Here is a 12657-nt window from a genome sequence, read left to right as displayed (position 1 = left end):
CACCTTGCCCAGCCTCTCCTCCCACCGCTCTACGGGCAGTCCCAGCGTGCCTGTTCTCCGGTAGAGCGGGGTTCTCCAGGCAGGAAGAAAGATGAAAGTTCGAGCATCTGTCAAAAAAATTTGTGAGAAATGTCGCGTCATCCGCCGTCGCGGTCGAGTGATGGTGATATGCACTAACCCGAAACACAAACAACGCCAAGGTTAGAAAAAAAGAAGATTGGGCACTGCACCCAGGTGCATCCTAATTGAACATTGTAGCCAAACAGGAAAACTAGGGAGACAAAAAGTGTGGCACGGATTGCCGGGGTAGACCTTCCACGCGATAAGCGCGTCGAAATAGGTCTGACATACATTTACGGAATAGGCTTGTCGCGGGCCCAAAAAATTATCGCTGCAACAGGCGTAAATCCTGACACTCGCGTCAAGGATTTAACAGAGGCCGACGTGACAGCTCTGCGGGCTCATGTAGAAACAACATACCAAATCGAAGGAGACCTCCGGCGCTGGGAGTCAATGAACATCAAGCGCCTGATGGACATCGGAACTTATCGCGGTCGGCGTCACCGTTTGGGTCTGCCGGTGCGGGGACAACGAACCCGTACCAACGCCAGAACCCGTCGTGGCGTCCGCCGAACAGTTGCGGGCAAGAAAAAGGCTCCTTCCAAGAAGTAACATCTTTTTGGGAAAAATACGCTGGGGGCTGCTGGCTCCTAGCGCTTCGGGACATTAGTTGAGAGAAACGTTAAAGAGACTAATATGGCGCGACCACAAACAGGCAAGAAATCTGGTGCAAAAAAGCAGAAACGGAATGTACCCAATGGGGTAGGCTACATCCAGTCTACCTTTAACAACACGATTGTAACTATTACCGACCTCAACGGCGAAGTGATATCCTGGGCATCCGCAGGTTCCAGCGGTTTTAAAGGAGCTAAGAAGGGCACTCCCTTTGCGGCTCAAACAGCAGCAGAAAGTGCTGCCCGCAGAGCCAATGACCAAGGAATGCGCCAAATAGAAGTAATGGTGAGCGGACCCGGAGCAGGTCGAGAAACTGCTATTCGGGCGCTGCAAGGGGCGGGACTGGAAATTACCCTGATTAGAGATGTTACCCCAATTCCTCACAACGGCTGTCGCCCTCCCAAGCGGCGTAGAGTCTAAAACGATTTGAGATTTTAGATTTTAGATTTTGGATAATGGCTAACTGCTTAAAGTCAAAAACTAATGCTTCTAACTGTTGCCCCGTCCATCCAAAATCCGAAATCCATTCAGGGGTATGCTCTGCAATCTAAAATCAAAAATCAAAAATCCACAGTGGAAAAGGGAGGTCACTCCGTGGCGCAGTTTCAAATTGAATGTATAGAGTCTAACACTGACAAAGACCGGAGTCAGTACGGAAAATTCGTCCTGGAACCGCTCGATCGCGGTCAGGGAACAACTGTTGGGAATGCGCTTCGGCGAGTTCTGCTGTCAAATTTGGAAGGAACAGCAGTAACTTCAGTCCGAATCGCGGGCGTCAATCACGAGTTTGCCACGATCGAAGGGGTACGTGAGGATGTTCTAGAAATTCTCCTGAACATGAAAGAGGTCGTCCTCAAAACTCATTCTCAGCAGCCGCAAATCGGCAGGTTGCGGATTGAGGGGCCTGTAACAGTAACGGCCGATCGATTCGATTTGCCCTCAGAGGTGGAATTGATCGATCGATCCCAGTACATTGCAACTCTCTCCCCAGGCTCAGTTCTGGAAATGGAATTCAGAATTGAAAAAGGCATCGGATACCGAGCAGTAGACCGCAGTCGCGATGATGGATCGGCTTTGGATTTTCTCCAAATTGACGCCATCTTTATGCCGATTCGCAGAGTCAACTACAGCGTTGAAGATGCTAGGGTAGGCGGCACGGTCGAGAAAGACCGGCTGATTATGGAAATCTGGACTGATGGCAGCGTGACGCCTCAAGAAGCTTTGAGTCAATCTGCCCACATCCTGGTAGATTTATTTGCACCTCTCAAAGACATCACCCAAGATTCTCTCAAACCAGAGTATCCCGGTGAAGCCGATCCTACTAGCCAAATTCCGATCGAAGAATTGCAGTTGTCCGTCCGGGCTTACAACTGTCTCAAGCGGGCTCAGATCAACTCAGTCGCAGACTTATTGGATTATACCCAAGAAGACTTGCTCGAGATCAAGAATTTCGGGCAGAAGTCCGCAGAAGAAGTGATTGAAGCTTTACAAAAACGCTTGGGCATTACCTTGCCACAGGAAAAATCAGCTAAAAGTTAATCAACGGGTAACGGGTAAAAAAGTTCTGAATTTTAAGTAGGTGAGTTTTTAAGTTAAAGAATTCACCCCCCTAGATCGCGGACTATCCCGGCGCCCAATTACCAATTACCAATTACCAACTGCTATGCGTCACCGCTGTCGCGTTCCCCAACTCAGCAAACCGGCTGACCAGCGCCGCGCCCTACTGCGCTCGCTGACCACCGAATTAATCCGCCACGGTAAAATCACTACCACTCTCGCCCGCGCCAAAGCGCTGCGTTCAGAGGCGGACAGGATGATTACCCTGGCAAAAGATGGCTCCTTGGCCGCTCGCCGCCAAGCTATGGGCTATATCTACGATAAACAGTTAGTACACGCCTTGTTTGAGGCGGCACAAGAACGGTACGGCTCGCGCAACGGGGGCTACACCCGCGTAGTACGAACAGTCCCCCGTCAAGGAGACAATTCCGAAATGGCGATCGTTGAACTGGTTTAATTCAATTTTGGGTTGGAGATTTGTGATTTATGACTGACAATCCAAAATCCCCAATCGAAAATCCCCAATCGATACAGCGCGTTGCTCTAGTAATCCAATACCTCGGCACTAACTTTCACGGTTGGCAGCGACAGCCGAACCAGCGTACAGTACAAGAAGAAATTGAAACAGCAATATCGACTGTTCTGGAACGCCCGGTAACGCTGCACGCTGCTGGGAGAACGGATGCGGGAGTTCACGCTGCTGCTCAAGTAGCCCATTTTGATGCCCACGGCCCAATTCCGGCTCACCGTTGGGCAAGCGTTCTCAACTCTCGACTGGCAAAAGATATTTTAATTCGAGCTTCGGCAAAGGTGGAACCTACCTGGCACGCTCGGTTCTCAGCCAGTTGGCGGCGCTATCGCTACACCCTTTATACAGACCCGACCCCTAATTTGTTTGTGCGTCCTTTTGCTTGGCACTGCTATCACGCTCCTGTGGATGAATCTTTGATTCAGACAGCTTTGACACCGCTCATCGGGCGGCATCACCTGGCTGCTTTCCACCGCGCGGGTTCTGCCCGCCCCCATTCCTGGGTGGACGTACAAGCGGCAGAGTGTCAGCGTTCTGGGCCTCTTATCTATATTGAGGTTCAGGCGAGCGGGTTTCTGTACGGGATGATGCGGCTGCTGGTGGGGTTGCTGGTGCAGGTGGGTCGCGGGGAAAGGCCGATCGACAATTTCACCGATATCTGGGTCAACGAACGCCGAGAAATGGTAAAATATGCCGCTCCCGCTCAAGGCTTGTGCCTGCTGCGGGTTGGCTATTCAGAATTTCCCTTTCCCCCAGAGGTCTGGTACGACACCCAGCCAAAATTAGTCATTAGTCATTAGTCATTAGTCATTAGTCATTAGTCATTAGGTAACTACTAATAAAAAACTAAGGACAACTAACAATTAAAAACTGACAACTGACAACTGACAACTGACAACTAACAACAGTTAACAGTTAATAGACAACTAACAACAAACAATGAACAAAACTTACGTCCCTACTCAAGACTCCCTAGAGCACAAGTGGTACGTGGTCGATGCCGCCGACCAGCGGCTGGGCCGTCTGGCAACTGAAGTTGCCATGTACCTCCGGGGGAAACACAAACCGACTTACACTCCTTCTATGGATACCGGCGACTTCGTAATTGTCATCAATGCTGACAAAATCGCTGTTACTGGCAAAAAACGCACCCAGAAAATCTACCGCCGCCATTCTGGAAGACCGGGCGGCATGAAAACAGAAACTTTTGCCAAATTGCAAGCACGTTTGCCCGAAAGAATTGTCGAAGAAGCTATACGGGGAATGCTGCCTCACACATCTCTGGGCAGACAACTGTTTACTAAACTGAAGGTGTACGCTGGCCCCAACCACCCGCACCAAGCTCAAAAACCAGAAGAATTAATTGTTCACACGATTCCGGGAGGAAATGAGTAATGCAAGCAACAGATACATCGGGTCGCGCTGTGTACTGGGGTACCGGCCGCCGCAAATGTTCCGTAGCGCGGGTGCGCTTGGTTCCCGGCACTGGCATACTGACTGTCAATGGTAAAGAGGGGGATTTGTACCTGCAATTCAATCCTACTTATTTGGCTCTCGCTAAGGCCCCTCTGGAAACTTTGGGTCTGGAAAATGAGTACGACATTTTGGTAAAAGTCGAAGGCGGTGGCTTGACAGGTCAGGCTGACTCGATTCGCTTGGGTGTCGCTAGAGCACTTTGTCAATTAGACCCGGACAACCGCAAGCCTCTGAAGACTGAGGGCTATTTGACTCGCGACCCGCGGGCCAAAGAACGGAAAAAGTATGGTTTGCGGAAAGCTCGCAAAGCTCCTCAATACTCGAAGCGGTAATCGAGGGAAGAAGGAAGAAGGAAGAAGGAAGAAGGACGAAGGAAAAGGCAAAAATTATCTATCCAGATTATATCTGCCTTTTTTGGAAGTTTATTTCCCATTCCTGATTCCTGGTTGCAATAGATATAAGGCAAAATTCGTGCTGTTGTTGGTGTACAAGTCCTGCGGCAGCTAAAATGGTTGTAAAGTCAAAAATTAGAGAGTAAAAAACAATGGCAAAAGAAGGCATTCACCCTGAGTGGTATCCCGAATCTCAGGTTTATTGCAACGGGGAACTTGTGATGACTGTGGGTTCCACTAGACCAAAGCTTCAAGTTGATGTCTGGTCGGGAAATCATCCTTTCTATACTGGCACTCAGAAGATTATTGATACTGAAGGTCGTGTGGAGCGCTTTATGCGGAAATACGGCATGACCGAGGTAGAAATGCCGAAGGCAGATGCTTCCTCTGGACCGCTGAAAATGGAAGACCCGAAAGCAGATGCTTCTAAGGCAGCAGCTAAAGGCAAAAAGAAGAAGTAGCCGGATTGTCATTTGTCCGCAGTTTGTTGAGAGTAGTTCTTTCTACTGGCAACTTACCGCCCTTGGATTTTAGATTTTAGATTGAAGACTTGCTACGGCTGGCAGTTGAGTTCGATCGAGTTGAGTTCGATCGACATTCTATCCTAACTGCTCTTGAGTTCTAAAATCTAAAATCTAAAATCTAAAATCTAAAATCGATCCGCCCTCGGATTGGAGAGTTTAGATTGAAGACTTCGCTATGCAGGCAGTTGAGTTCTATCGAGATTCTATCCCGACTGTTCTTCAAATCTAAAATCTAAGATCTAAAATCTAAAATCTAAAATCGATTGACAAAGGACAACTGACAATGGCTGAATCTTATTTGCTGGATAAATTGAAGTCGGTAGAGCAAACTTTTAATGAGTTGACTCGCCGCATGGCTGACCCGGATGTGGCTAGGGACAATCAAGAGTTTCAACGGGTAGCGAAAGCTCGATCGTCCTTGGAGGAAGTGGTCGATACTTTTGCTTTGTGGAAAACCACTCAGGAAGATTTGGTGGGCGCGCGACAGGTTCTCAAGGAAGCCGCGGGCGATCGAGATATGCAAGAAATGGCTGGGCTGGAAGTTCAGGAACTTGAGGCGAAGCTGGAGAATTTGGAAAGTCGTTTGAAGGTTTTGCTGCTCCCCCGCGACCCGAACGATGACAAGAATATTATGCTGGAAATTCGGGCGGGTACTGGCGGAGATGAGGCTAGTATTTGGGCGGGAGATTTGCTGCGGCTGTATTCGCGCTACGCTCAAACTCAAGGCTGGCAGGTGAAGTTGGTGAGCGAGTCGCTGGCGGAAATGGGCGGCTTTAAAGAGGTGATTCTGGAAGTTACAGGCGACAGCGTTTACAGCAAGCTGAAGTTTGAGGCTGGAGTACACCGGGTGCAGCGAGTGCCTGTGACTGAGGCTGGCGGCCGGGTGCATACTTCGACGGCGACGGTGGCTGTGATGCCGGAGGTTGATGATGTGGAGATTCACATCGATCCGAAGGATATTGAGATGAGCACGGCTCGATCGGGCGGCGCTGGCGGTCAAAACGTGAACAAGGTGGAAACTGCGGCGGATTTGTTTCACAAGCCGACGGGAATTCGGATTTTCTGTACTGAGGAGCGCAGTCAGTTGCAGAATAAGGAGCGGGCGATGCAGATTTTGCGGGCTAAGCTCTATGAGATGAAGTTGCGGGAGCAGCAGGATGAGGTGAAGTCGCGGCGTTTGGCTCAGGTTGGTACTGGTTCGCGATCGGAGAAGATTCGCACTTACAACTATAAGGACAATCGGGCTACCGACCACCGTTTGGGGGAAAATTTCTCGCTCAATAGTGTTTTGGAAGGAGATATTGAGGGGATTATTCAAACTTGCATTTCTCAGGATCAGCAGGAACGTTTGGCTGAGTTGGCTGCTTCTACTAATTGATGGAGTGATGGGGGGCTAGGCGCATTGTTTGCTCAGCCTCAGTTCCCTTGTTACGCGGGAGATCTGGTTGAGTAGGGCTTCCCAAATTGCATCGGCGATCGCTACTGGATATTTGAAATGTTCGAGGTCGTATTGTACAATGACTTCTAGGGGTGCTAGGATTTGCTGGTTTCGACAACTGGCAATTGCTGCGATCGCCTCTTGTTGCCATCTGGCAAATAGTCTGTAGCTGAAAAAGGAACTGCATTTTTGTCCTTTCTTGTTCAGGTAAACGACTATTACTTGATGTTGTTTGGGGTAAACTTTGACTATGCGGTTGACGGGCATTCTCAAGGCTTCGGCTGCTTCTATTTTGGAGATTTGCCAGCGCTGGGGTTTTAGCCAACCGGAGGCTGTAAGGCTTTGACGGGTGCGGCTGGGCTTGTGAGTTTTTAGATTGCGTCTCTTGGTCATTTTTACTTTCCCTGATGTCTGTCTTCGGTTTCAAAGTTCGATCGGGCTGTCCCCTTATGTTGGGTTCCTAGCTCAGAACCATTTGTTTAGCGACCCGTTCGGCGTATCAACACTTAGGTTGTAATTATTAGTTTACTTGCAATGCGCCCCTGTGTCAAGTGTAATTATGAATTGCAAGTGGAAAATTTGGGAGTTGGGAAGTAAACTGAATTATGTGGGATTAAGTAGTGACGGCAGTTGTGAACGCAGAAGCTAAAAAAAAATTGATCGAGATTGTCAAACTAGCTCGCGGTTCCATGAGTCAGCGGGGATTCGGCAAGCTTCTGGGTGTCTCTGCGACTGCGGTTCAGTTGTGGGAAAAAGGTCAGAGCATCCCAGATACAGAAAATTTGGCTCAGATTGCTGTGAGGGCAGGGTTTACACTTGAAGAGTTGCTGGCTCATCTGGAAGGCAAACCCATGCGTGAACCGGTAGATACTAACGATCTGCTGAAAAAAATTCAATGTATACCAATTAGTGAGTTAGCCGTGGTTGGTAGAGCCGTGATGGATAGACTCGCGGCGGCGGCTGAGTCGTCTGGGAAATATAGTTGATGTATCTGTTCGTAAGTAGACTCGTAGATACGATCGCATAGCTTTTAAGTTGTGAACATCCAAAATAGACAAAAACTTAGTGAAATCATCAAAACTGCTCGTGGAACAATGAGTCAGCGAGCGTTTGGTAAGCTTTTAGGCGTTTCTGCGACTGCTGTTCAGCTTTGGGAAAGGGGCGATACGGTTCCAGAGACGGAAAACTTGGGTAAGCTCGCAGCGAGAGCAGGCTATACTCTGGAAGAGTTTCTCAGCATTTTGGATGGCAATCCAGTCTCGCAACCTTCAGAAATTAACGATATTCTCAAAAAAATTCAGTTTTTGCCTCTGAGTCAGGTGGCGCTAATTGCTAAAGCTGTAGCGGATAGATTCGCTGCGTCGGCTGAGGCTGCTGGAGAATGAATATGAAGCAAATTTATCTGTAAACTAGGAGTTGTGGTTATCTCGTGGCTGATACCGTGGACGCAGAAGCTAAGAAAAAACTGAGTGAGGTTGTTAAATTAGCGCGGGGCTCGATGAGTCTGACCGCTTTTGGCAAGCTGTTGGGAGTTTCTGCTGCTTCTGTCTTGTATTGGGAAAAGGGGCAGGTACTTCCAGATACGAAAAATTTGACTCAGATTGCGACAAGAGCAGGCTTTACGATGGAAGAGCTTATGGCTCATCTCGAAGGCAAGCCGGTGCAGGAACCCGTAGATACTAACGATCTGCTTAAGAAAATTCAATGTATGCCACTGAGTGACTTAGCAGTGATTGTTCGAGCTGGTATGGAGCGACTGGCTGCTGCTGTAGCTTCTGGGAAGTATGGTTGATGTAGATAGACCAGTTTTCTTGTAGGTACGATCGAGTAGCTTTTAAGTCGTGAACATCCAAAAGTGTCAAACCGATGTTCAAGCTGCTAATTTTAATTTTTATGGCGCTGCCCGATCGCCGATCGATACAATGATAGATATCCTAAATCTGTGTTGACGATGAACGTTATTCTTGCCATACCAGAAGAGCTGCAAACCTATATTGAGGATCAAATTCAGGCAGGGGCTTATGCCAGTGCGGTAGAGTATTTTCTAGACTTGGTGCAGCAAGATCGCCAGCGAAAACAGGCACAAGCTAAACTAGAAGGTTTGCTGCAAGAGGGTTTAGACTCGGATGGGGAACCCGTTACGGCTGCGTACTGGCAGAATTTGCGGGAATCGGTTTTGGGTGGCGATTCACAACCAGTATGAGCAATCGATTAATCGATACAATAAAGCAATCGATGCAGCAGAATGCTATTAACCTACGGCAAATTCTGTAAATTGGCGCATATAGGGTGCATGGAACCCCAGAACAATATCATCTTTAGCAATACCTAATTCCATTAAATCCAGGGTGATATCGTCTGCCGTTGTGTTGAGTTGTAGCCAGATTTTTTCATCTTTAATATCGAGATGTAAAATCGGGCCGTAGACACGCTTACTTTTGTACCAGCCGACATACACTAATTGGTAATGGTCGCGCTGTGGATCGAACAGAATTTGGAGTTCTAACTCTGAATTGCTAGAAGTTCCAGAACGCATCTGAGCATAGTTGAGTAAGGCTTGCTGCACGGCATTTCGATAACGATCTAGTTTAGCCATTGTCTGATTTCCTCTCTGGTAGGATCGTAGACGATGAGACGGGTTTGACTCCTTTGAATGACGGATTGAATGAAGGGAACAACAAAAAAGTCGTCATAAATGCTGACAGGAACGGCGAGGTAAAGTTTTCGATCGGGATCGGTATCTTCGAGTGCGTAGCGATAGTTAAGACACTGACCCAAGGCAGTATGAAATTCCGAAAGTGTAGAGGCTCCAAGAAAGCTTTTGACCTCAACAGCGATTTTTTGACCCTTGCGCTCGGCATTGACACTCAAGCGGGCTAAAGCCACTGAGATTCTGCTGACAGAATAACTCTAGTTATTACTAAAGTCTAATTCTCGCTACGGTGGCCAAACACCGTCTACCCAGTCGGTCAAGTTTTACACCTAACTTACTGGCTACTTTTCTTAGAATATTGCCCGCGCCATTCAGATCCGCGTTAATTATAGTTCCATTAGCAGAGCGATACAATCCACGTTTAATTCGCTTTCCAGATGCTTTCCATCCAAGCGGTTTTTCACCATACCTGGGTAGGAAGTCTCCATCAAGAAAGCTAGCTTTAGAGCTGTATGCTTCTTCTGTTTCAGTGAACTTAATGCCGTGTAAATTACAAAGTTGCTTTAAGCGATCTTTCAGTTTTCCTAATGGCATCTGAACAAACTTTTGATTGTTCAGTTTGCCCATATCAACATTGGACTTAAACCCTTGGTTCCATCCAATCACTAGATTACCGATACCGTGTTTCAAACAATGGTCAATAATTAACTTTGCAGCTTTGCTGACACCATCGCGCATCTGGTGATTGCGCTTGCGGGTTACGCGGTCTAACCAACTGTCCCAATAACCCGTGGGCTTTCCTTCTTTTCTAGTCGCTACTTTCTTATTCCAAAGTTGATTCATCGCCTTCATGGCGCGAGCATCAACCAAGAAAGAATTTCCAAGCGTGTCAACACAAGCTGCTAAGTTGTCAGCCGTCCCCAAGTCAATTGATAGAGCTTGATTGTAATCCAAATCATGTTGTTTACATTCTACTTCGTAAGACATTTCTAAATAGAAAGCGCCATTCTTAGGGAGAATCGTGAACTCTTTAACCTTTGTGTAGTCAATATTTGACGGCATAGGTAGAAAGAATTCAGAAACCCCAAACCAGCGCCGTACTGTTAAGCCCAGGGAAAATCTCAACTGGTCGCCGACAAGCGCTGGCTTTAATCCACCAGAATTTGGGTAGGCGACTTTAAACAATTTAGAGCCTGTTAAATAGCTCGGAGGCTTGGGTCTAAAGTGCAATTGACCTTTGCTATACAAAGCTTTTAACTCTTTGAAGCTTTTGAACGCCTCCGTAACCGACATCAAAGTTTGTTGCATAGGCGTTGAAGGCAGCGACTTAGCAACCATCGACTTTGCGATTGACGGTTCAAAAGATAAATCAAATTTTCCAGTCAACAGTTTTCCTGTTTTGAAAAGTGTTTGACGAGCGAAGTAAACAGCACTATTGTACAGCTTGCCGGATTGCCGACAAAGATATTGTAATACGGCTTCAATTTCTTTGGTAGGAGACAACAATACTTGCTGCACTCCCATTGTTTTTTTGACTTTAGTCACCTCTTTTTCCCGAAATTTAGTTGATTTATTTAGTTTAGGTGAGTATAGTGGATAAGTCAATCCATAACAACAAAACTTTATGTTGCCAATTCCTGAGTACCAGACTCACAACCACGTCAAATTCCTACTTAATTACCATTTTGTGTTTATCCCAAACGCCGGAAAAAAGTTCTGGTTGGCAGTGTAGCAACTAAGCTGCGTGAAATATTTTTAGCACTTTCAATCGAGAAAGGTTGGGATATTTTAGCTCTGGAAGTAGCGCCAGATCACGTACACTTATTTGTAGCGGTTAAGCCGATGGATACTCCTGCGTTAGTTGTCAAGGCATTCAAGGGACGTTCTAGTCATAATTTAAGGGCTGAATTTCCAGAATTAAAAAAGCTGCCGTCCTTGTGGACGAGCAGCTATTTTGTTAGTACCGCAGGCAATATTAGTAGTGAAGTTGTTAGGAAATACATCGAAGATCCGCATCACTCTGCTAATTAAGAAAGACACTCTTGACTGAAGTCCCCCGAGTCGCTTCCCTCTCAGGGCTGAAGCCACTGAGTTTCCCGCATCCCGTATTAATTCTTATGAGTAACTTCTCTGCTCCAAAGTCAATGTAGAGGTTGCTGAGGCGCTCGATCGGGATTGTAAGTGGATCATCAGTAATTGTCCAGCCATCTTTTTGGAGGGCGACTTTTACGGCTTCATGAAATCGATCTTTGGCAGGCATAGCCACTGAGAACGCTTTACTATTCCTATTTTACCATTGAATCGTGCGGCCCGATCGCCGATCGATACAGAAATACGCCTTAACTAAATGCGATCGCCCTATCCCTGACTCAATATGTCTAAAAACTCTTGGACAATGCGATCGGGTTCTTCTGTGCATCTGTTAGCGTCGCAATAGTGGATGATGCTGATACCGTGAGATGCAAACAGGCGATCGCGCGTTTCATCTTTTTCTGTGTCGGGATGCCATATTTCCAGAATTCCCCATTTGCCTTGGTGAAATATGAGGAAATCTGGTTCTTGGTTTTGTCGGCCTGCGGGTGTGGTGAGGCGGGCTTTGGAGTTGGGGAAGAATAGGGTGTTTGTGCGATCGAGGGCTTCGGCTATTTTTACTTCTTCTTCGCAGCGAAAGCGCAAATCATTCCAGTGATAAATCCGTTCTTCTATGCTCGACAAAATTCCCTGGTTGTGCGCGTCTTCGGCCTTGATAATTTCATCTGATACTGTATTATAATCAGCTAAAATTGCACCGTGTAAATCTGCTGACGAATCAGATTCACTTAAGTTTGCGAATGATAGTCTGGCTCCGCTTAAGTTAGCACCGCTGAGGTTAACTCCAATAACTTGAGTTCGATGTAAAGTCACTTGATTTCGCCGCAAGTATCGCTTAAAAACAGAGCGTAAATTATTTTTTTTTACCTTTTCATCAAAAGCCTCTGAGAGTTGTTTCCAGAGTTTAGCCGCCAGCGCTTTGATGTATTCATCATTATATTGAGAGAGTTGAGAAATTTCCTCATAGGAATGTCTGCCTTCCCAGCATTGTCTGAAGATGAGCTCTTGCACGTCGTTTAAGCCTTCGCCATCGAGGAGAGTTTCTGCGATCGCGATTGCTTCATCAACGGTCATGGCTTAAGTTTCCTTAAAGTATATATTTGGTGAAGTTTTGACAATAATACCATTTTTTTATGATGCTGCATAGAACCCGATCCCCCTAAAGAGGGCGGGCGGGCACGGGGAGTAGGGGTCGCACCGCCCCTACAAGGGGGGGGACAAGATTTTGATCAAAGTCCCCCTTCTTAAGGGGGATTTAGGGG

At 47.1% G+C, this 12657-nt stretch carries 20 protein-coding genes and 1 pseudogene; 15 read left to right on the top strand and 6 right to left on the bottom strand.

From position 1 onward, the window contains the following. The first annotated feature begins 91 nt into the window (after nt 1–91). The 10 genes from rpmJ to prfA all read left to right on the top strand — a co-directional run bounded on the left by rpmJ (nt 92) and on the right by prfA (nt 6591). Complete coding sequence (gene rpmJ, locus QUB12_RS09650) at nt 92–205, top strand: 50S ribosomal protein L36 (RefSeq protein ID WP_015178722.1); 114 nt, start codon at nt 92–94, stop codon at nt 203–205. Between the two features lie 83 nt (nt 206–288). Continuing rightward, the gene (rpsM, locus tag QUB12_RS09645) at nt 289–672 is read left to right on the top strand and encodes a 30S ribosomal protein S13 (protein ID WP_006634981.1); all 384 of its coding nucleotides are present in this window, start codon (nt 289–291) and stop codon (nt 670–672) included. An 84-nt stretch (nt 673–756) separates the two neighbouring features. Beyond that, nucleotides 757–1155: a 30S ribosomal protein S11 gene (gene rpsK / locus QUB12_RS09640; RefSeq protein WP_332978136.1), complete on the top strand. Its 399-nt coding sequence runs from the start codon at nt 757–759 to the stop codon at nt 1153–1155. A 174-nt stretch (nt 1156–1329) separates the two neighbouring features. Then, nucleotides 1330–2274: a DNA-directed RNA polymerase subunit alpha gene (locus QUB12_RS09635; protein WP_332958426.1), complete on the top strand. Its 945-nt coding sequence runs from the start codon at nt 1330–1332 to the stop codon at nt 2272–2274. A gap of 124 nt (nt 2275–2398) precedes the next feature. After that, a complete protein-coding gene (rplQ, locus tag QUB12_RS09630; protein WP_242719721.1) occupies nt 2399–2749 on the top strand; it encodes a 50S ribosomal protein L17 in 351 nt (116 codons plus the stop codon). A 29-nt stretch (nt 2750–2778) separates the two neighbouring features. Continuing rightward, on the top strand, nt 2779–3621 hold the full coding sequence (truA, locus tag QUB12_RS09625; RefSeq protein ID WP_333057795.1) for a tRNA pseudouridine(38-40) synthase TruA: 843 nt from the start codon (nt 2779–2781) through the stop codon (nt 3619–3621). A 139-nt stretch (nt 3622–3760) separates the two neighbouring features. Then, nucleotides 3761–4216, top strand: coding sequence for a 50S ribosomal protein L13 (gene rplM, locus QUB12_RS09620; RefSeq protein ID WP_015178725.1), 456 nt, complete (start codon nt 3761–3763; stop codon nt 4214–4216). Beyond that, a complete protein-coding gene (gene rpsI, locus QUB12_RS09615) occupies nt 4216–4629 on the top strand; it encodes a 30S ribosomal protein S9 (RefSeq protein ID WP_194067224.1) in 414 nt (137 codons plus the stop codon). The genes rplM and rpsI overlap by 1 nt, the downstream gene beginning before the upstream one ends. Before the next feature lie 212 nt (nt 4630–4841). Continuing rightward, on the top strand, nt 4842–5150 hold the full coding sequence (rpmE, locus tag QUB12_RS09610) for a 50S ribosomal protein L31 (RefSeq protein WP_333306543.1): 309 nt from the start codon (nt 4842–4844) through the stop codon (nt 5148–5150). Nucleotides 5151–5496: 346 nt separating this feature from the next. Next, nucleotides 5497–6591, top strand: a complete 1095-nt coding sequence (prfA, locus tag QUB12_RS09605; protein WP_333057797.1) for a peptide chain release factor 1 — start codon at nt 5497–5499, stop codon at nt 6589–6591. Nucleotides 6592–6606: 15 nt separating this feature from the next. Here prfA and QUB12_RS09600 read toward each other — a convergent pair whose 3' ends face one another. Further along, nucleotides 6607–7044, bottom strand: a complete 438-nt coding sequence (locus QUB12_RS09600) for a hypothetical protein (RefSeq protein WP_333306541.1) — start codon at nt 7042–7044, stop codon at nt 6607–6609. A gap of 227 nt (nt 7045–7271) precedes the next feature. Here QUB12_RS09600 and QUB12_RS09595 point away from each other — a divergent pair, with 227 nt between their 5' ends. The 4 genes from QUB12_RS09595 (at nt 7272) to QUB12_RS09580 (ending at nt 8854) form a co-directional block, all read left to right on the top strand. Then, nucleotides 7272–7637 carry a helix-turn-helix transcriptional regulator gene (locus QUB12_RS09595; protein WP_333032907.1) on the top strand — a complete coding sequence of 122 codons (366 nt, stop codon included), beginning with the start codon at nt 7272–7274 and terminating at the stop codon, nt 7635–7637. Between the two features lie 108 nt (nt 7638–7745). Then, the gene (locus QUB12_RS09590) at nt 7746–8036 is read left to right on the top strand and encodes a helix-turn-helix domain-containing protein (protein ID WP_236504535.1); all 291 of its coding nucleotides are present in this window, start codon (nt 7746–7748) and stop codon (nt 8034–8036) included. A gap of 44 nt (nt 8037–8080) precedes the next feature. Further along, nucleotides 8081–8443: a helix-turn-helix domain-containing protein gene (locus tag QUB12_RS09585; RefSeq protein WP_333142822.1), complete on the top strand. Its 363-nt coding sequence runs from the start codon at nt 8081–8083 to the stop codon at nt 8441–8443. A gap of 159 nt (nt 8444–8602) precedes the next feature. Next, complete coding sequence (locus QUB12_RS09580) at nt 8603–8854, top strand: hypothetical protein (protein WP_333142821.1); 252 nt, start codon at nt 8603–8605, stop codon at nt 8852–8854. 48 nt (nt 8855–8902) lie between these two features. Here the strand turns inward: QUB12_RS09580 and QUB12_RS09575 are convergent, their stop codons facing one another. The 3 genes from QUB12_RS09575 to QUB12_RS09565 are packed head-to-tail and all read right to left on the bottom strand — an operon-like array spanning nt 8903 to nt 10849. Continuing rightward, nucleotides 8903–9247 carry a XisI protein gene (locus QUB12_RS09575; RefSeq protein WP_333101792.1) on the bottom strand — a complete coding sequence of 115 codons (345 nt, stop codon included), beginning with the start codon at nt 9245–9247 and terminating at the stop codon, nt 8903–8905. After that, nucleotides 9235–9537 carry an element excision factor XisH family protein gene (locus QUB12_RS09570; RefSeq protein ID WP_333142820.1) on the bottom strand — a complete coding sequence of 101 codons (303 nt, stop codon included), beginning with the start codon at nt 9535–9537 and terminating at the stop codon, nt 9235–9237. Before QUB12_RS09570 ends, QUB12_RS09575 begins: the two co-directional genes overlap by 13 nt. A gap of 34 nt (nt 9538–9571) precedes the next feature. Continuing rightward, nucleotides 9572–10849, bottom strand: coding sequence for a transposase (locus tag QUB12_RS09565; protein ID WP_333300285.1), 1278 nt, complete (start codon nt 10847–10849; stop codon nt 9572–9574). A gap of 79 nt (nt 10850–10928) precedes the next feature. Here QUB12_RS09565 and tnpA point away from each other — a divergent pair. Then, nucleotides 10929–11335, top strand: a pseudogene (gene tnpA / locus QUB12_RS09560) (IS200/IS605 family transposase). On the opposite strand, the gene QUB12_RS09555 reads toward tnpA, so the two are convergent. Both QUB12_RS09555 and QUB12_RS09550 read right to left on the bottom strand, forming a co-directional pair. Next, on the bottom strand, nt 11328–11564 hold the full coding sequence (locus QUB12_RS09555) for an element excision factor XisH family protein (RefSeq protein WP_333142818.1): 237 nt from the start codon (nt 11562–11564) through the stop codon (nt 11328–11330). The pseudogene tnpA and the gene QUB12_RS09555 overlap by 8 nt on opposite strands. Nucleotides 11565–11662: 98 nt before the next feature. Then, entirely contained in the window at nt 11663–12469 is an 807-nt protein-coding gene (locus QUB12_RS09550) for a pentapeptide repeat-containing protein (RefSeq protein ID WP_333306539.1), read from the bottom strand. Between the last annotated feature and the right edge of the window lie 188 nt (nt 12470–12657).

Origin of the sequence: Microcoleus sp. B7-D4, assembly GCF_036705125.1 — a bacterium.
Taxonomy (GTDB): domain Bacteria; phylum Cyanobacteriota; class Cyanobacteriia; order Cyanobacteriales; family Microcoleaceae; genus Microcoleus.
The sequence above is the reverse complement of the archived record's forward strand: the minus strand, read 5'-3'. Positions and strand labels throughout refer to the sequence as shown.

What these genes read in the sequence shown, in the direction of transcription:
- rpsK (WP_332978136.1), top strand. Translation starts at nt 757, where the DNA reads ATGGCGCGACCACAAACAGGCAAGAAATCTGGTGCAAAAAAGCAGAAA.
- rpmE (WP_333306543.1), top strand. Translation starts at nt 4,842, where the DNA reads ATGGCAAAAGAAGGCATTCACCCTGAGTGGTATCCCGAATCTCAGGTT.
- QUB12_RS09580 (WP_333142821.1), top strand. Translation starts at nt 8,603, where the DNA reads ATGAACGTTATTCTTGCCATACCAGAAGAGCTGCAAACCTATATTGAG.
- rplQ (WP_242719721.1), top strand. Translation starts at nt 2,399, where the DNA reads ATGCGTCACCGCTGTCGCGTTCCCCAACTCAGCAAACCGGCTGACCAG.
- prfA (WP_333057797.1), top strand. Translation starts at nt 5,497, where the DNA reads ATGGCTGAATCTTATTTGCTGGATAAATTGAAGTCGGTAGAGCAAACT.
- QUB12_RS09575 (WP_333101792.1), bottom strand. Translation starts at nt 9,247, where the DNA reads ATGGCTAAACTAGATCGTTATCGAAATGCCGTGCAGCAAGCCTTACTC.
- truA (WP_333057795.1), top strand. Translation starts at nt 2,779, where the DNA reads ATGACTGACAATCCAAAATCCCCAATCGAAAATCCCCAATCGATACAG.
- QUB12_RS09555 (WP_333142818.1), bottom strand. Translation starts at nt 11,564, where the DNA reads ATGCCTGCCAAAGATCGATTTCATGAAGCCGTAAAAGTCGCCCTCCAA.
- rpmJ (WP_015178722.1), top strand. Translation starts at nt 92, where the DNA reads ATGAAAGTTCGAGCATCTGTCAAAAAAATTTGTGAGAAATGTCGCGTC.
- QUB12_RS09590 (WP_236504535.1), top strand. Translation starts at nt 7,746, where the DNA reads ATGAGTCAGCGAGCGTTTGGTAAGCTTTTAGGCGTTTCTGCGACTGCT.
- QUB12_RS09550 (WP_333306539.1), bottom strand. Translation starts at nt 12,469, where the DNA reads ATGACCGTTGATGAAGCAATCGCGATCGCAGAAACTCTCCTCGATGGC.
- QUB12_RS09600 (WP_333306541.1), bottom strand. Translation starts at nt 7,044, where the DNA reads ATGACCAAGAGACGCAATCTAAAAACTCACAAGCCCAGCCGCACCCGT.
- rplM (WP_015178725.1), top strand. Translation starts at nt 3,761, where the DNA reads ATGAACAAAACTTACGTCCCTACTCAAGACTCCCTAGAGCACAAGTGG.
- rpsI (WP_194067224.1), top strand. Translation starts at nt 4,216, where the DNA reads ATGCAAGCAACAGATACATCGGGTCGCGCTGTGTACTGGGGTACCGGC.